Raw genomic sequence first — 18,464 nt, 5'->3', positions numbered from 1 at the left:
GTGACCTGGTGCAGAAGTTAAAGATCGAGCTGGATATGTACTGTCCGGACAGGCATCATTTGTATTATGTGGAAGCAAGGTCACCTTGAACAATGTTGATATCTTTCATATTTCAAAGGAGAGGAAGTTAACTCCAAAAGACATACGTGAGGAAAATAATGCTGGAAATACCCGAAAGCAATACGATAGCAAAGCAGATCAATGAAACTATCAAAGGTAAGATCATACGCTTTGTTGCTGCTAATCAGACACCACATAAGTTTGCCTGGTACTTCGGTGATCCGGAAGGCTATAATGACCTGCTTGCGGGGAAACAGATCGGTATCTCAAAAGCACTGGGGGGAATGATCGAAACTGCGGTCGGTGATTGCAGAATCTTGATAAGTGACGGTGCAGCTCTAAGTTATTATGAGGACCTGACAAAGGTGCCTAAAAAACACCAACTTTATATTGAGTTTGAGGATGGAACTGCATTGGTTTCCGTCGTACAGATGTATGGTGGTTTAAGCGCATATCGTGAGGGGGAGAATCATAACGAATATTATATTGCTGCAAGGGACAAAATATCGCCACTTTGCGATGCTTTTGATTTTGATTATTTTTGTTCGCTAAAAAGTGAAAATGTTCTGAAGCTATCAGCCAAGGCTTTCCTGGCAACAGAACAACGTATTCCAGGACTTGGAAACGGTGTTCTTCAGGATATCCTGTTTACTGCGGGAATCCATCCAAAAAGAAAAATAACAGATATTTCTGACGATGAATTCAAAAATCTCTATAATGCTGTCAAGACAGTTTTGAAGAAAATGACTGACAACAGTGGAAGAGATACTGAGAAGGATTTGTTTGGCAGATATGGTGGTTATATCACCATGTTCAGCAAAAAATCATTGTTGACGCCATGTCCTGTCTGTGGCAGCGATAAGCAAAAGGGCAGCTACATGGGCGGGACGATCTACTATTGCGAACATTGTCAGAGCTAAGGCTTTGTTGGCATGTTGTTGTCTACGATCCCCGACTGAACAGGCTGTCCGGCACTTCAATTTCATCGTAAAACGGAGAAAAAGAAGGTATATAGAGCCTTTAGATCGGAAACAAAGGAACTTTCATATTACTGGCAATAATTGTAGGACAGCCTGTTCAGTTACATGCATACTTCCTCAATTTATCGTGAAAACTTGAATATAGAACCTTGGTTTAATAAAATTGCACCATTTCCACTTCCCACCCCCTCAATATTCCTTGAGACAATTTCAGAAAACTTAAATATGTTCAGTGAGTCTTAGCGTCCGGTGGAAAATTCTTACAGGCTCTTTCATGATGTCCTGTGATAAGGTAATGGTGCGAAAAACATGCTATTCATTATGTTCCTGAATTATTCTCTTCCCGGAGGTGTCCTCCAGTGAAGCTAGCCATTATCTTGGGCACCCGCCCCGAGATTATCAAGATGAGCCCGGTGATAAGAGAGTGCGAGAGGCGCGGGGTGGATTTTGAGATAGTGCATACGGGCAGCAGAGGGAGCAGATAAGGGAGATGGTTGGGGTTGAGAGAGAATGGAAAAGCAGAAGGCGTAAAAAGATTGTCAAAAGCGAATAAGGATCTGTACAAAATTTTATTGTGTATTGGAAGAACATATTCCTATGGACCAGGAGAAGTAGGGACTCTACAATCCCGGTAAAATTCTCCTCGAGATATTCCGTGGTGCATATTGGTGAACATGTGACAGAGAATGATATTGTTAGGTTTGAAGATGATCATGAGAGAGAAAACAAAAAATGGCGACCAAATTATGCAATGCACCGGCGGCATGTAAGAATCGGTTTACAAGTCGAAACTATTGAAGTTTTTGTAAAATAAACATTTGAGGAAATATCACAATATTTGAAGATGATAATCGAAAATCTATCTTTAAGATATTATCAAGGAACACAAAAATGGAGTAAAAAGTATGGTTAACAATATATTGATAATAAAATCTGCTTGTAGAAACACTAAAACATGCGAATACAATAGAGGTTCATTTGCAGTAGTATCAACAACCATAGATACACTACACAAATTTATACCAGATGCTGAGTTTTCAACATTCATACAGCTTTCTAAAGAAAACCCTCTCCGCGCCAAAATGAAAGTTATTGAGAGTGAAATTTATACTACCAAATATTATTCGCTCATTAATAGCTTAACTTTAACATTTAACCTTTTAAGGTGTATTATTTGGCATTTATTTCTTAAAGTAGGAGTAGATTTTAAATTTCTAATAAACTCTCAATTCTTAAATTATTTTAGAGAATCTGACCTTGTTATTGACCTTAGTTTGGATGCATATAGCGATGACTATGGGTTAAGGTCCATAATAGAGACATCTAAAGAGATTTTGATTCCGGTGTTTCTTGGAAAAACTACAATGATATATGCTCAGTCCTTAGGTCCCTTCAAAAAACCCATTAACCGGTTCTTGGCAAAATATACTCTTAGCAAAGTAAACTTGATAAGTGCACGAGAAGAATTATCTTATAATAACATAATTGAACTTGGAATCAAAAAAGAGAAAATTCATCAAACTGCAGACCAAGCTTTTCTTTTAGAACCTGTTAGTAGAAGTGAAGCATTAAAGTTAGTAGAAACAGAAGACAAAGAGAATCATTTTAACATGAAGCGACCGACTTTTGGTTTTGCTATAAGCATGATGAAAACTGCAAATGAAAAAAGTTCTAAAACGAACAAAATGATTATGGTTTCTTATTCATTTGTTCAGTACATATTGCCCAATAGACTATGTGTGCTGACTCAAGAGAAAGTTAAAAATTCATCCATGTTTAAGAAAGTTCTCAAAAAAAGTCTTGATTTTGTATGGTTTGATGATGTAATTGAATATTTAATTGAAAGGTATAATGCAAATATTATTTTTGTTCCACATATAATTTCTCAACAGCACGAACTTTTTGGCGATGATCGAACTGCCATAAAGAGAATCTATGATAATTTGAGCGATAGAAATAGAGAAAGAGTTGTCCCAATACAAGGAAACTATACCAGCGAAGAAATTAAAGGAATCATAGGCCTTAGTGACATTTTCATTGGTGAAAAAATGCATGCTAACGTAGGGGCTACCTCGCAGTGTGTTCCAACAATAGGACTTGCATATAGCCATAAATTTTATGGAATAATGAAAATGTTAGGACAAGAGAAATATGTTTTGCAAAATATCGATGCAAACAAATTGATAGCAACTATCGATGATGTGTGGAGTAATAAAGAGAATATTCGTGCAACTTTAAAAGATAAGTTGCCAGAAATAAAGATGATGGCAGAAGAAAATGGGAAATTAGCAGCAGGATTAATAAAAAAAATAGATAGTCAATCCAACAATAGATGATGTTAAATTATATGCATAAGCGTCTTCTACCCTTTCAGGCTATATACTCTTTTCTGTTTGAGATTAATTTCCATTCCCTTTATTTTTAGCATTAGGTTTTCTTCAATCACCTTTATTTTTACTATTCATTTTTTCGTAAATAATGGTAAGTAATCCTATCAAGTTACCATATTGCTTTAAAATGAACCAATATTTCTTATGATTAGATATATTGTTACCTATTCGGTATACATACAAAAAGACATAACTATAGAAATTTAGTTTCAGGGAGGGGTTACTGTTAAAAGTAGGTATCTTTTTGTTTAATATTTTCCCTCTTTGAGAAAGGCAACTTTTTCTGAAAAAGATATTCCTTCTGCACCCTTCTATGAATTTTGAAACATCAATTGGCCGAGTTGTTATTTGTGAATCAGCTTTTTTTAAAAGATCTTCACCTATAGAATTTCGTGATATTATTACGGAGGAACCACTTTGATCTGTTTTGCATTCGTCGTCAAAAAAAACATCTCCACATGAAATGTCAGATAACTCGGATGTAAAATCAATGCACAGCCTGCACCTTGTTGGACTAAAAAATTGACCAAAGCATGTATCATAATACTCCCAATAATGATAAAATTTGTGAGTTCCGTCTATAAAAGATAGTGTCATCCCTCCTGGGTAACCTTTCCCTCTATAGGATATCCCTTTAATGTTATCTTTGGATGTTTGTAATTTTCCCAATAAATATTCAGTCGCTAAAAAATTAGGGCATTTTGAGCAGATAATTCCAACAGTAAAAGCAATCTTATTACTCAGTTTTTTATGGATTTGTTCTGCTTTCTTTATGCCATGTATATGACATGGAAGTCCTACAATTGCAAATTTCTGTCCATCTGGAGCATTCAATATTTCCTTCAAACCGATATTGAGAGGAACTGGACAATATTTAGACCCCATTGATTCAATTATTTCTTTTTTTGTCCTAGCAATAAAAGGGAATGGTTCTAGTGGGTGATTGTTATCCATTTTAGTAACCAAGGCACCGTTTATTATCCCTTCTTCTAAAGCATAAATCAATAATTGAGTAATTACACCACCAGATGAAGAAGTGTAACGAATATCTGAATTCTTAGAATGCCCTACATAAATATTGCGATAATTTCCAACTAAATTGTCCTCCATTTCATTTCCAAATATATTATTATTTAAACCTTTAAAATCAACATTGTGACCAGGGCAAACATTTATACACATTTTACAGTCAGTGCATAACGTAGAATCTATTTGTGGGATATAAGTTCCTTTCATGTAATTGATTTCCATAACCACTGCATTTTTTGGGCAAATTGACACACATGTTCCACAATTAGTACATAAATCTGCATTTACTACCTTATTTATAGATGTATAATCATTCATTTTTATCACTCCAAAATACGGCACATTTTTTTGCTGATACTTTTATTTATTAACATGAGCATAATTCCAAGAGAAGCCATCATATTTGCAAAAAGCCAAGAATAAGCAACACCGAATAAACTGTAATTTTCTATTAAAATGTAACTTCCTGTCAAAGTCAAAAAGGCTGATACTCCATACACAAATATTGCTGATGAATATTCACCTTTGCTTCTCATTATTCCCACGTAAATTGTGTTGAATGAAAAAGGAACACTAGCTAAAACTAAAGTGCATAACAAAGGATATGAATTAACTACATATTCATTCCCAAAAAGCATGAGTAAGTATTTCCCAAATAGAAAAGTACCACCTATAAAAATAAGAAGTAAAATAGACATGAACTTGAGAGATTTAATTACCAAATATCTCTTATCATCCTTATTAGAAACAATTTCAGCAAATAAAGAATTAGAAATTGATTTTGAAAAAATAAGCACGAGCATAGATATTTGCCATGCAATGTAAAAATAGGCATTTATTTCAGCACCTAGCTTGTTAATCACAAGAATAGGTAATATAAAAGAAGGAAGTGTTTCCAATACTCGAGATACATAATTGCCCCCTGAAAAATGCAATATTGCCTGTAAAATATTTTTGTCGATTTTAAATTTAGGAACATAGGGGTATATTTTATTTGTGAAATACAAACCTGCAAAAAAAGAAATCAACGGTGTCAATCCATATGGAGCAAGGATTCCAATGCTTCCATAAACCACAAGGAAAGGAACAATTGCCATCCTCAATAAAGTAATGATGGCTTGGTAGAACGAATACTTTGTCTCTCTGAAACCTACGAATATGCCCTGACTCTGTAATAATTGGAGTGGAAGAATTAGTGAGAAACCGACAAATAATGACAATAACTGTAAGTTTTCTCTTAATATTAAAAGATAAGGGCTCCATAAATCAAGACCTGCTATGAATATACTCGTTAATATTAAAGAAACGAGTAGAGTTGTACATAAACAAGTATTGATCAAATTTTCTTTATCTTCTACTTCAGGGATATATTTTATTAAGGAAACGTCAAAGCCCATTAAAGATAAAACACTTATTAGAAAAATAGTAGAAATAAGTGCTGCTGCTAGACCTACCTCATATACAGGGTAAAATCTTGCTACAATCATCCAGAAAAAAAATCCTGAGAATGAAGATGTCAAAGTAGAAATCATTAGAAATATAGAATTTCTAAACAAAGGTTCCCTTATGTTTAATTTCAAAGTTTTTTTATAGAAGTTAGTAATCATTGCTAGTCAACTCTTAGGATAATTAGAGCTTAAATTGAACATATAATACACATGTAATATCACATCAATCGGAGGATGGTAAATAAACAACAGAATTACCACTTGAATATATTTTATTTGATTTCTGGAGTACATCTTGGTATAATATGGTTTCTTCTGTTCTGATGTCTTGATTATCATAAGTCATCTTATCTTTTGAAAAATGCCCTAAGTAAATATAAGCATCATTAATTCTTTGAGTATTGGGACTCATAAACATAAGTTTTTCAGGAGAATAGGTCCCATGCAAAATTAAACCATCACGTGATTTAATTACATTATGCCATTCATTAAAAAATGCAATTTTGTGATTTCCACTGTTCATTTTAATCCATTCAATAGTAGAAATTTCACTATCAAAATAAACATTCCAACTAGCATCTTTAGCTAATGATACTGAATATGGAGGAACATAATCATTAGCCAGTTCAAATATAACTCCTGAGTTAAAGATAAAAAAAATCATGAGGAAAATTGAAAACACATATTTCGAATAATGTGGAATCATTGATATATTTTCTTTTGTTACAACTATATTCTGCTTTATAAGCTTTCTTCCCGCCAATTGAAGCACTTCTAGGAGAGACATTAACCCTAAAAATGAAATTGGCGAAAGGAATATAAGAGATATTTGTAATATTCTGTCAAATCCCATTCCAGAAGACTTTATGACTTGAAGCAAAAGATAAGCATAAAATACAAAAGTAAATATGAAAATATCATTCTCTCTAGAAAAAAGCTTATTTCTCATCATTAGAATAAATAATTGAACCATCCCAATAAAAATTAAAATCTGCAAAGAAATATGTGTCAGCTTAAATATGGCCCACCAGTTACTTGTAGATTCATAGAGAGCATAAGAAATACCGGATCTGGAATCAATTAAAAAAATATCAGATAAGCTTTGAAAAAGAGTATAAATAACCACTATAAAGTTATGAAATATATCTCCTTGTGCAGCGAATTGATACCACGATATACTCAATACTAAAAAAATAAGCACAAAGTTGAGTGAATAAATACTATTTTTTGCATTTGGATGATGATTAGATATTATTATTTTTAAAAAATAAAGTATTATTATAGATATTAAAAAAAGGTAAGAGATTGCATAATGAATTGTAATTAAGGAAAATGTGAATAATAAAAGCATAATACGCTTGTTTTTAAAACTAGTTACCGAAAGAAGAAGTATCAACACCAAAAATAATTCAGCTACGTGTTGTTTATTGGGAAAGTCTTTAAAGAATCCGTAGTAAAAAATAAAGACAAAGGAAGCAAGGAATGTAATTGAAGAATCAAATCTCATGTTAGGCAGGTATGTTTTTTTATAGATTAAATACAAAACAACGGGTACTAGCGAAAAAAGGAAAGGGTTTACTAATTTGAATACCCAAACCATTTCTAGATCACAGAGTAAAGAGTATATCGGTAGTAAAATTGATGAGAAAAGTAAAGGCAGTATCATAGAATCAGTCATGTTCCATAATCCATCAAAAATTGATTTGTTTGCTCCATATAGTAAATAGAAAGAATCATAACCCCATATGTAATTTGAAATTAAATCAACGTTGTATAATATAGAAAAGGATACACTAAAAATAATAAGAGGGTATAATCGTTCATCAATTTTTAGTAAGATTACTAAAAAAGGTATAATAGAAATTATCAAAAAAAGAATAATATTTAGTATGTTGTTGCCATTATAATTCATTAAATATGCACCAAATAAACTAAGAAACGGTAACAACAAAGTAACTAAAAAAAAAGGTGTGAAAGTCACTTCAATAGATTCTGACAAAACACTAGGTTCTTTCTGATAGTAAACAACACTTAGAAGTATACAAATAGATATATTATAGAAAAGAAATATAGGAATTGCTGAAAGTGGTTTATGAATACCAATAATAGCCAAAATTATGTTTCCAATAAAACCAAATGCCATGACAAAGAAAATACTTAATGCAACTGTAAAAATAATATTTTCAGTGATATGTAGATGATATATTCTTAATGCTCGAAGTATAGCAAATCCCGGTATAAATGTAAGAACGACAAGGCCTATTAATTGTAGCAAAAAAGGAATTTTCACATAGTAAAAATTAACTAGAAACAATGAATTATAAGAAATTAAAATAGATAGAACTACAATGAAAAATTTCCGATTTGCCCAATTATTTAACCTAAAAATATCTACAATTTTCGTAAAATTCACCTCGCCAAAGAATAAACAGATGAAATTAGATCCTATGTTCTATTGTTTCTTTTAATCCATCGTTCATTCTTTTCTTCATTAGTTCATATTTTCCCTAATTACAAAACAATTCCAATTAATATGTGGAGATTATCAAATTTCATTCCATTTTCTACTACTACTACTTATAAATCTTGAATACTCTAAAATTGTTTTTTCAGCTATTCCGTCCCAAGACATTTCTCCTTTCATGAACTCATATGCATTAACACCCATTTGTGCTCTTAAATTATTGTCTAATAGAATTTTTAATATCGCAGTTGCTAAACCGTCAGTATCTTTTGGTTGAACTACAAAGCCAGTAACACCGTCTATAACAACATCTGATATACATCCTACATTTGTTACAACTACAGGCTTCTTAAATGAATATGCAATTGGAACTACTCCACTTTGTGAGCCTTCTATATAGGGCAGCACAATCACTGAAGCTTTCTGAAACAACTCCGAAACCTTTTCGTCAGGGATATATTCGTTAATAATCTCAAAATGTGTAAAGTCCTTTATCATCGCATTATACTGCGAAAAATCACCGTTACCAGCAATTATTATTTTAAAAGACGATAATTTCGAAGACAATATCGATTCAGCTTTAATCAAATAGTCGATTCCTTTGTACTTCAGGATTCTTCCAAAAAATAGAATAGTGTTTTTTTCCTCTGGCACTTTTTTATGATTAATGTTACCAAAAAAGGAGTAATCACCATGTGGTATGACCGCAATATTCGAATTTAAGATACCTTTTGTAGTTAATTCCTGCTTCAATTTTTCCCCATGTACAAAAACTAAATCCGAAGATTTTGATATCAATGAGCTAATTAAATTCAGGATAATATTTTTTTGATCAGAATGCAAGGTTACATCATGAATAGTAGACACCAACACAGAATGCTTTTTAAGTTTACGCAGTAGGGGAACGATAAAAGGATGTATAACAGTGATATGAGTAATATCAGGTTTAATCTCAAAAATGTACTTCCAAATTAAATCAATTCTATACCCATGTCTTCCCATAGATGGAATTTTTTTAAACACCACACGACTATCAAAAAGACTGTCATTAATGCCATTTGGAGCAATGAGAAAAACTTTATTGTCAGTGCTATAGCGCGATAAGGAGTTGCAAAGTTGAGACGCATAATGCACCATACCACCATTATTAACTAACTCAATAATACATATTTTCATAAATAACGCCTCAAAGAAACAATGAATAAATTAAAGAGATAAACTATACCTTCCTGCTTCAAAAATTGCTATCTTCTCCATTTTCGCTAAATGTAACAATATTATTTTTTCTCAATGGAATTTACTAGCCGGGTCATTGCATGCAAGTTCAAAGCAGTTGATGTTGCTAAGAATCCTAAGATAAACACTAAAACCATCAATATTGTTGGACCAAATGGCAAAAATCCATCTCTATTATAAGAATTTAAAATATACCATCCGCTCACGAACCCTGTAAATAACAAAAATAATCCAGGCATACCAAGATAGAATAAGGGATGTTTATATTCAATCTCCGTAATAATACTCGTGAGCACTTTGACACCGTGCACCACAGGATTATGCGTGGAGGTATCCTCGATATCATACCTGCAGGTTATCGGGACTTCCCTAATCTTCAGGTTGTGTTCCTTCACCTGCATCAGGATCTCGGATCCGGCGGACATACCGGTTTTGCCAATCCTTATCTTGTTGATAGCTGCGTTAGAATAAGCTCTAAAACCGCTCTGGGTGTCGGTGAACTTGACACCACTGCCCTGATTGGTGGCGATGTCCAGGACCTTCATGCCGACTGTGCGGTAGAGGGGGATCTTGACCTTGTGGCCTTCCATGAAGCGGGAGCCTATGGAAACGTCGGCTTCACCGTCAAGGATGGGTTTTAGGACCTGGGCTATTTCGGAGGGATCGTGCTGGCCGTCGGCATCTATAATGACCATGGCGCGGGCCTGCATCTTACGGGCGGTCTCAAAACATGTGTTTATAGCTGCGCCGTAACCCTGGTTCACATCATGGTAGATGACCGTGGCACCGCAGGCCGTGGCTATCATAGCAGTTGAATCGGCACTGCCGTCGTTGACGACCACAACCTCGTCCACGTAAGGCTTGGAGCCGAGAACGGTCTTTGCAATGAATTTCTCCTCGTTGAAGGCGGGCATGGCGGCGATGACCTTTCCATACTCGCCGTTATCAGGCTCACCAATATCACTAATACTGTAAGCATCCATAGCATTCGAAGGATCTGCGATCTCAGAGGCCATGCTCATATCCTCCCGGAACGGCATGCGAGATAACGCTACCTATGGCTATCTCCTCATTGAATGCAGGAATCACAGCCACTATTGTCATTTTTTCGACCACCATTTTGTAATTTTTATCTGCAGCTGTTGATGCGTGTAAGCTAAAACGCATGGTTTTGCATAATAAGCGCACACAACCTGCAGGTTACCAACCACTGTATAAACAATACTCATGACATATAAAACTTTCCAAGTTACGCTGAAAATTCACAATTGTGTATCTAAATGTTTACCGGGTTGGTGCGGTTTTGGATATTGTGGCAAACCCCGGTGGAGAATAGTAGTTGAGAGCGGTGGTCCTTTTGTTTTCCAATATATATATATCGCCCAGCACATAAATATATCAAGTATACCATCAATAATATAAATCTCATGCTTTTGGTAGAAGGTAACCATGAATGCTGAAATGTTGATCGGCCTTATAAATAACGCAGCTTTGCTTCTTGCCTTAGCTGTCCTGTACGATGTTCTTTTTTTCAATATGGAAATGAACACGCGTTTAAAAAGTGCAGCATCAGGGGTTATTATTGGTCTGATAGGCATTGCCTTGATGCTAAATCCATGGGAGCTTTCTTCTGGAGTGATCTTTGATACACGTTCTATTCTGCTAAGCATTGTTGGTCTTTTCTTTGGATTCATTCCCGCGATCATTGGAGCACTCGTTGTCGCTTCTTATCGCCTGTATCAGGGTGGTGTCGGAGCGGTGACCGGGATCTCTGTTACATTCTGTTCGGTGATACTGGGGCTGCTATGGAGGCATTATCATGGAAGGCTCCAGGTACTTCTTGGCAGGTTCGATCTGTACGTTTTCGGCCTTCTGGTCCATGTTGTTATGCTCCTGTGCATGTTGCTGCTTCCCTGGCCCTATGCCTTTGAAGTTCTAAGAGACATTAGTTTTCCTGTAATGCTGATCTATCCTATCGGAACTGTGCTGCTTGGAAGTGTCCTAAAGAACCAGTTATCCCGTAAAAGGACCCAGGATGCATTAAAGGAGAATGAGGCAAAGCTCCAGAACTTCATTGATAAAGTCCCTGTGGGAATGTTCCGTATAAGCTCCGAAAAAGAAGTGATCCGGACAAATCCCGAGATGGCCCATATTTTAGGCCTGACCACTCCTGAGCAAGCCGCGAGCTACTTCCAGAAGATGGGGGAGCGGCTATATGTCGATCCCAAACGCCGTGAAGAGCTGATAAAGACCCTTAAAGCTCAAGGTCATGTTGAGAATTTTGAGTATGAGATAGTACGTCCGGATGGCAGGAACATCTGGATATTGGTCAACTCGAGAATGACCAGTGATACCGAAGGAGATAGTTTCATAGTAGACGGTTTTGTCCTTGATATCACAGAGCGCAAGAGGAATGAAGAGAAACTAAAGGAAAAAGAAGAGCAGTTCAGGTCCCTTTTTGTAGACTCTTCAGTATCAATTTTTATACATGACCGGGACACCGGCGAGATCATTGATGCAAATCCAAAGGCTTGTGCCACCACTGGTGTCTCCTCGGTCGAGGAGCTAAGATCCAGTGATCTCTGGCTGGATCCGCCATACTCTTTTAATGATGCACTGGCCTGGGTCAGGAAAGCGGCTGTTGAAGGACCACAGGAATTCGAATGGCACAATCTTAAGGCAACAGGAACTCTTTCATGGGAGCAGGTTCACTTGAATTCTGTAACCCTCAATGGTGTACAAAGGATCATGGCGACAACGACAGACATCACCGAACGTAAACAAGCAACCTCTGAACTACTGAATAGCAAAGGACAGCTACGCTCACTGGTGGATACTATCCCTGACCTTGTCTGGCTAAAGGATACAAAGGGAGTTTACCTTTCATGTAATGCCAAGTTCGAACGCTTTTTTGGCTCGAAGGAAGCGGAAATTATCGGGAAGACCGACTATGATTTTGTAGAAAAGGACCTGGCAGACATTTTCACCCAAAATGACAGAAGGGCTATGGAAGCTGGCAAACCCACTGTCAACGAAGAAGAGATCACCTATGCAGACGATGGACATCGGGAATATCTGGAGACAATTAAAAGCCCGATGTACGATTCAAATGGAAAAATGATAGGTATCCTGGGTGTTGGCAGAGATATTACTGAGAGAAAGAGAATTGAAGATGCACTGCTTCAGGCAAAACGAGAGGCTGAATGTGCCAGCAAGGCAAAGTCACAATTCCTTGCAAACATGAGCCATGAGCTAAGAACTCCGCTTAATTCAATAATTGGTTTTTCAGATCTGCTAACCACTCAGATATATGGTGAACTGACAGGGAACCAACTTCGATATGCTTACAATATCAATGAAAGCGGGAATCATCTTCTTGAACTTATAGATAGTGTTCTCGATCTGTCAAAAATAGAAGCCGGAAAAATGAAACTTGAGTGTGAGTATTTCTCGGTTCAGGAAGTTTTCGATGAGATCTTTACAATGATGGCTCCACTTGCATCAAAGAAAAATATCAATATTGAAGTTGAGAATCAGATCCGACCTGATGAAATATTCGCTGACAAACTCAAATTCAAAGAGATCATGTACAATCTGCTCAGCAACGCCATAAAATTCACCCAGGATCATGGTAAAATCGATGTTATTTCAAAAAGAATAGACTCCAGTATCCAGATATCTGTCTCAGACACGGGGATCGGAATTCCCGGACACCTGCTAAAAGACATATTTGACCCATTCACACAGGCCGATGCATCGCATAAGAGAAAGCATGGTGGCACAGGTCTGGGACTGGCGCTGGTTAAGCAGTTTGTTGAAATGCACAAAGGGGATATTCAAGTGATAAGTAAAGAAGGAAAGGGAAGTACTTTTACGTTCACGATCGCAGATCAGAAACCCTGCAAGTCATAAAGACAGTACAGTACAGTACAGTGTTCCAGGTTGTCTGTTCATTTAAAATGTTCTACTGAAGATGATATGCCCAATTAGAATGAGAGAATTTGGGAGCTAGTGAGATAGCCATAGAGATCATCACATCCTTTTTAAGACATCAACAGCATTATTAATGCAAATGCTTCCCTTTGCACACATTGCAATAGCCCTTGTACTATTCTACATTGCAGGCCTGGCCTTTCCGAAGATCCGCCCGCACATCAACTACTGGTATGTGGCTGTGGGGTCCATGCTCCCGGACCTCATCGACAAGCCTGTTGGCATTCTACTCTTTGCGGACATATTTTCCAGTGGACGGATCTTTGCACACTCGTTGCTCTTTGTAGGAGTGCTGGGAGTGGCGGGGTACTATCTATATACAAGGAAGAAAGACGCCAGAGTGCTCATGCTGGCAGGTGGGAGCCTGATACATCAGTTGCTGGACGGCATGTGGAACACTCCTGTAACTTTCCTGTGGCCTTTGCTGGGATGGGAGTTTCAAAGGCGGGCATATGGGTCTTTCTGGCAGTTCCTCACGGGGATCTACGGAAAACTTGGGGACATCAGTACTCTGAGTATACTGTTCCTGTTCATGACCGAACTTTTAGGGCTTGCTGTGATAATGCTCTTTGTGGCCGGTTACCTGAAGAAAAGGGTAAATGATAAAAAGGCGAAATAGAGTCAGTGAGCCCGCGGGCGAAGCTGTCCGTCACCATTACCTTATAAGAGCACAATTAAAATATTCTCATCAGGCATATCAATTGGATCTGAACAACCCTGCACCATCCAGTTTCCCCAAAGCACTTTCTTCAGAAGAGAAATCTTAATTTAGTCCCGCCTTCAACCATAAACTATGTTCGCGGTCCTCATCAGTGCCCTTGACTTTGCAATACCAATCCTGATAGTCATCTTCATAGGACTGTTTGGGACCGGTATCCTTATCGAGTTGGGCCTGATGCAGAAACTATCACGTTTTGCAAGTCCCCTGTTCAGGTTCACGATAAATTGAGTAAGGATGCCTGTAACTTCAGTTTCAGGAGGAATTCCGTTAACTACAACGATCTAGCCTTTCTTTTAAATCTGAAACCGAATACTTTCAGTCTACTTACTGTACTTTAAAATCATATGTGTCCATACCTTTTATGTGATAGCATGCTCCTAACCATTAAAAGTAAATTAGTAACCACTCAGGGACAACATGATCAGTTACTGAGAACAATGGAATCTTTTAATAAAGCATGCGATCACATTTCAGATTTTGCATACAATAACCGGGTTTTCAGTAAATATCAATTGCAAAAAAACCTTTATTACGAGATCAGAGACAAATTCTCCTTATCCTCTCAACTGACTGTCAGAGCATTTGGAAAAGTAGCTGAGAGTTACAAAGTCGATAAAAAGACATTCCATCAATTCAAACCACATGGAGCTGTTGTTTATGATCAGAGGATACTATCCATCAGCAAAGATATTGTTTCCATCCTTACGTTAGATGGTAGAATTAAAACGCAAATAAAATACCGCAAAGATAAAAATATCGATAACAAAAAAGGGCAGACTGATCTGATCTATAAACACAGGAAATTCTATTTGCAAATAGTTATCGACCAGCCGGAAGAAACTCCGGTTAATTCAGAAGAGTTCCTCGGAGTTGACCTTGGGATCGTTAACATTGCAGCAACTTCTGACGGAAAGATGTATTCAGGAGAGAAATGCCAGAAAGTCAGGAAAAAGTATGCAAGGATAAAAGCAAAACTACAATCTATTGGAACTTATTCAGCCAAAAAACATCTCAGAAAAATAAGTAAAAAAGAAAGGAGATTCAAAAAAGATACAAATCATATCATATCCAAAGATATTGTCCAAACTGCTAAAGACACAAACAGATCGATAGCCCTGGAAGAACTTAAAGGGATTCGGGAAAGGACAACGGTAAGAAAAGCAGATAGGGAAAAGCATAGTAAGTGGGCATTCAGCGAACTGAGAAACTTTATTGAATATAAAGGTAAGATCAATGGAATTGCTGTCAGGTTTGTTGATCCTGCATATACATCAAAGCAATGTTCAGTATGCGGTCATATTTCATGAAAGAACAGAAAAGAACAGATACATTCTCCTGTCAGAAATGTGGTCATACCCAAATGCAGACTGGAATGCCAGCAAGAACATTCCATCAAGGGCTGCTATCAACCAGCCTATTGTGCTCTGCTCAGCTAACTGAGAACTTGAAGTGCAAGCCTCCGACTTCAGTCGGGGGTCGTTGACCTACCAGATACCGATAGTACTGCCTGCGCTTGGCCCGGTGGTTGGAGGTTTCTATGTCATGGTGTTCATACTGACAGGTATCGTAAAAATTACCACGATCGTTGTCCTTAGCAAATTGTTCCTGAAGAAGAACCCCTGCAAGTTCGAGGAAACTATCGATGACAAAAAAATAACCCTTAAAGAAGCGGTCAGAAAGTCACTGACCAAGAATAAGAAACTCTTCACAAGGATCGCTGTCATCTATCTTGGCATGACAACACTGGTATTCTACCTGCAGGACAGAGACGCCTTTGAGGTATTCAGTGTCCTGCCAGTGGCAGAGATCTTTGGCATCCCGCCTGAAAGCATAGTGCCTCTTACAAGCTTTGTTGCCAGCCCCGTACTTGGGATCTCCCTGCTTGGACCAATGTTGAGCAGCGATATTATATTACCGCAACAGGCCATGATAATACTCATGCTTGGCAGCATGTTCATGCTCCCCATATTCAGCATCCGAAGCCTGCTGCCCAGATACATCTCCATATTCGGTGCAAGAACGGGCATAGGTATTGTGACCTTCTCGACCAGCATAAATGTACTTGTGCGATTTGTGATACTGCTTGTCCTCCTGTCCATAGCCAACTGAACAGGCAGATGAGCATGTTCTGCACTTCATTTACCGCAAAGATAACTGCGAGCCGGGTTGAAGTTTAGACAATTATTTAATATGTGCAGGTACCTATATGCCATATACAACATCCATTAACAGGAGGAAGAAAATTTGTCACAGGAAAATAACAGTAATATGCCGTTCTATATCATCATCGCACTGACAATCGTTGTGGTGCTGATGGCGACAACGGCTTATGCCAATTCACAGGCAGCATATTCAAAGGAAACAGAAAATACGATCCAGATGACCGGGAAAGCAGAAAGCATGGTCACACCCGATACCGCTCAACTGAGCATTGGTGTTATTATCCAGGCCCAGAACTCCAGTGAAGCATCCCAACAGAATGCAGCCATTATGAGCACCATAGTTGACGAGCTCAAGCAACTTGGACTGGAGGACAGGGAAATACAGACATCATACGTTTCCGTGTACCCGATGTACAACTATGATGGAAAGGCGACCATTGAAGGGTATTCAGCTTCCAACAGTGTCCAGGTGACCACTACAAAGCTCGATATCCTGAGCCAGATCATTGACAGGTCCGCAGCTGCAGGTGCGAACCAGATAGGAGGGATCCAGTTCACAGTATCCGAGGAAAAACAACAGGAGATGCGCGAAGAGTTGATCAATGAAGCCGTTGCCGACGCATCAACCAAGGCCGACATGCTTGCCGACAGTCTGGGCGTCACTATCGCAGGAGTACAGAGCTCATCTATGAGTGACAGTAGTCAGCCCAATGTATACTATGACAGGATGGAAGCAGCAATGGATCAGGCAGCTGGAGCCACCCCCGTAGAACCGGGAGAGTCCAGGGTCTCGTTGTCTGTGTACGTCACCTATATCATCAACTAAGGGAGAGTCCTCCCTTTTCTTTTTTTGCCACCAGCTCCTGCATATATAATACTCCGGTGCATCGATCCCGCCGCAGGCGGCACGTCCCGTCAGTGCAGATTACACCATACTGCAGCGGTTGACCTGAAAATGCTTATATCGCCCCTTTCCTTTTTGAGGTCAGCAGATATGCTTCGGCGAGAAGCAATAAGGCGATGCATATCAACACTGTGGTAATTACAGATGGATACCGGCCTGCGAAACCTTCAGTGGATATGTGCCGCAGCAGAATTCCTGCATATGCCCACACAATGACAAGTCCGTAAGCGACATCCCTGTTCTTTATCATTGTTGCTGCTGCGATGATAAGCCCCACGGCAAGCACCACAACGGTCCAGGTGGTCTCAGCCAGACCGAAACCCTCCCATCCGATGCTCACAAGAAGCACGGTCACATTAGCTATGGTCGCGATCGTTATCCACCCAAAGTATATGCTGAACGGAAGCCTGATGAAGAAATAATCCTTTGTTGTGAACCTTTCCTTGCGTGTTATTTGGTTTATCAGGATCAGGCAAACAAGTATTACAACTATCAGCAAAAGGGATAAGGAGACCATATAATTATGCCATGCGAGAACCCAGGCAGTATTTGCGATCGAAGATACAGAGAACAATATCCCGATCCTATTGAGCAGCCTGGTATTGGGGCTATCCCCGGAGTCCCGGAAAAGACCGATATGATAAAGAGTATATCCTGCAAGCAGCAGGTATATGAGTCCCCATATTGAAAAGGTCAGCCCTGCAGGAGCAAAGAGGTTTGGAAAGGAGTCAGATATCTGTCCTGTTGTGACATTGTTTATCGGCAGGATGTTGGCCAGTGAGTTTGTAACGACCATGGCCAGAAAGGTCACTGCCACGACGATCTTGATCAATGTGGTTCTTTGTTCCATTGGGCTCCCTCATTACTAACACATACTCAAACTCTGGCTTCAAGGCAGATAAAAGTTTTCTTGGGGGCCAGTTTGTGATCAACATAAGAGTTCTTACGAGCAGTTGCAAGGTGGGGAGAAGCATTCGTTATAGAGAACTTATCAATTTCCACAAATCAGGTAATTGTTCCTTGAGCACCTGATCACAGTGGTTGTTTCATCTGATAGCATTCAATATATTATAGTAC

16 protein-coding genes are annotated in these 18,464 nt (G+C 38.2%); 9 read left to right on the top strand and 7 right to left on the bottom strand.

The window, feature by feature from the left end; translation table 11 throughout:
- The first annotated feature begins 158 nt into the window (after nt 1-158).
- Nucleotides 159-980, top strand: coding sequence for a hypothetical protein (locus QZZ22_RS14040; protein WP_292466027.1), 822 nt, complete (start codon nt 159-161; stop codon nt 978-980).
- A gap of 379 nt (nt 981-1,359) precedes the next feature.
- On the opposite strand, the gene QZZ22_RS14035 is transcribed toward QZZ22_RS14040, so the two are convergent.
- Nucleotides 1,360-1,605: a hypothetical protein gene (locus tag QZZ22_RS14035; protein WP_292466025.1), complete on the bottom strand. Its 246-nt coding sequence runs from the start codon at nt 1,603-1,605 to the stop codon at nt 1,360-1,362.
- A 111-nt stretch (nt 1,606-1,716) separates the two neighbouring features.
- Here QZZ22_RS14035 and QZZ22_RS14030 point away from each other — a divergent pair, with 111 nt between their 5' ends.
- Both QZZ22_RS14030 and QZZ22_RS14025 read left to right on the top strand, forming a co-directional pair.
- Entirely contained in the window at nt 1,717-1,854 is a 138-nt protein-coding gene (locus tag QZZ22_RS14030; RefSeq protein WP_292466023.1) for a hypothetical protein, read from the top strand.
- Between the two features lie 91 nt (nt 1,855-1,945).
- Complete coding sequence (locus QZZ22_RS14025) at nt 1,946-3,376, top strand: polysaccharide pyruvyl transferase family protein (protein ID WP_292466022.1); 1,431 nt, start codon at nt 1,946-1,948, stop codon at nt 3,374-3,376.
- Nucleotides 3,377-3,478: 102 nt separating this feature from the next.
- On the opposite strand, the gene QZZ22_RS14020 is transcribed toward QZZ22_RS14025, so the two are convergent.
- The 5 genes from QZZ22_RS14020 to QZZ22_RS14000 form a co-directional block, all read right to left on the bottom strand.
- Entirely contained in the window at nt 3,479-4,777 is a 1,299-nt protein-coding gene (locus tag QZZ22_RS14020; protein ID WP_292466021.1) for a Coenzyme F420 hydrogenase/dehydrogenase, beta subunit C-terminal domain, read from the bottom strand.
- A gap of 5 nt (nt 4,778-4,782) precedes the next feature.
- A complete protein-coding gene (locus QZZ22_RS14015; RefSeq protein WP_292466020.1) occupies nt 4,783-6,066 on the bottom strand; it encodes an oligosaccharide flippase family protein in 1,284 nt (427 codons plus the stop codon).
- Nucleotides 6,067-6,130: 64 nt separating this feature from the next.
- Complete coding sequence (locus QZZ22_RS14010) at nt 6,131-8,197, bottom strand: DUF2206 domain-containing protein (protein ID WP_292466019.1); 2,067 nt, start codon at nt 8,195-8,197, stop codon at nt 6,131-6,133.
- 255 nt (nt 8,198-8,452) lie between these two features.
- A complete protein-coding gene (locus QZZ22_RS14005; RefSeq protein ID WP_292466018.1) occupies nt 8,453-9,547 on the bottom strand; it encodes a glycosyltransferase family 4 protein in 1,095 nt (364 codons plus the stop codon).
- Between the two features lie 101 nt (nt 9,548-9,648).
- Nucleotides 9,649-10,623: a glycosyltransferase family 2 protein gene (locus tag QZZ22_RS14000; RefSeq protein WP_292466017.1), complete on the bottom strand. Its 975-nt coding sequence runs from the start codon at nt 10,621-10,623 to the stop codon at nt 9,649-9,651.
- Between the two features lie 433 nt (nt 10,624-11,056).
- On the opposite strand from QZZ22_RS14000, the gene QZZ22_RS13995 reads away from it, so the two are divergent.
- The 6 genes from QZZ22_RS13995 to QZZ22_RS13970 all read left to right on the top strand — a co-directional run bounded on the left by QZZ22_RS13995 (nt 11,057) and on the right by QZZ22_RS13970 (nt 17,309).
- Entirely contained in the window at nt 11,057-13,519 is a 2,463-nt protein-coding gene (locus QZZ22_RS13995; protein WP_292466015.1) for a PAS domain S-box protein, read from the top strand.
- 160 nt (nt 13,520-13,679) lie between these two features.
- A complete protein-coding gene (locus QZZ22_RS13990; protein ID WP_292466014.1) occupies nt 13,680-14,219 on the top strand; it encodes a metal-dependent hydrolase in 540 nt (179 codons plus the stop codon).
- Nucleotides 14,220-14,393: 174 nt separating this feature from the next.
- Complete coding sequence (locus tag QZZ22_RS13985) at nt 14,394-14,549, top strand: hypothetical protein (RefSeq protein WP_342765116.1); 156 nt, start codon at nt 14,394-14,396, stop codon at nt 14,547-14,549.
- Between the two features lie 143 nt (nt 14,550-14,692).
- Nucleotides 14,693-15,628, top strand: coding sequence for a transposase (locus tag QZZ22_RS13980; RefSeq protein WP_342765115.1), 936 nt, complete (start codon nt 14,693-14,695; stop codon nt 15,626-15,628).
- Nucleotides 15,629-15,770: 142 nt separating this feature from the next.
- Nucleotides 15,771-16,430, top strand: a complete 660-nt coding sequence (locus QZZ22_RS13975) for a nucleoside recognition protein (RefSeq protein WP_342765114.1) — start codon at nt 15,771-15,773, stop codon at nt 16,428-16,430.
- A gap of 135 nt (nt 16,431-16,565) precedes the next feature.
- The gene (locus tag QZZ22_RS13970; RefSeq protein ID WP_292466013.1) at nt 16,566-17,309 is read left to right on the top strand and encodes an SIMPL domain-containing protein; all 744 of its coding nucleotides are present in this window, start codon (nt 16,566-16,568) and stop codon (nt 17,307-17,309) included.
- 133 nt (nt 17,310-17,442) lie between these two features.
- Here the strand turns inward: QZZ22_RS13970 and QZZ22_RS13965 are convergent, their stop codons facing one another.
- The gene (locus tag QZZ22_RS13965) at nt 17,443-18,237 is read right to left on the bottom strand and encodes a tryptophan-rich sensory protein (RefSeq protein WP_292466012.1); all 795 of its coding nucleotides are present in this window, start codon (nt 18,235-18,237) and stop codon (nt 17,443-17,445) included.
- Nucleotides 18,238-18,464: the final 227 nt, after the last annotated feature.

The organism is Methanolobus sp., assembly GCF_016278365.1.
Classification (GTDB): domain Archaea; phylum Halobacteriota; class Methanosarcinia; order Methanosarcinales; family Methanosarcinaceae; genus Methanolobus.
Note: the sequence above shows the minus strand (reverse complement) of the source record. Positions and strands in the feature narration are given on the sequence as shown.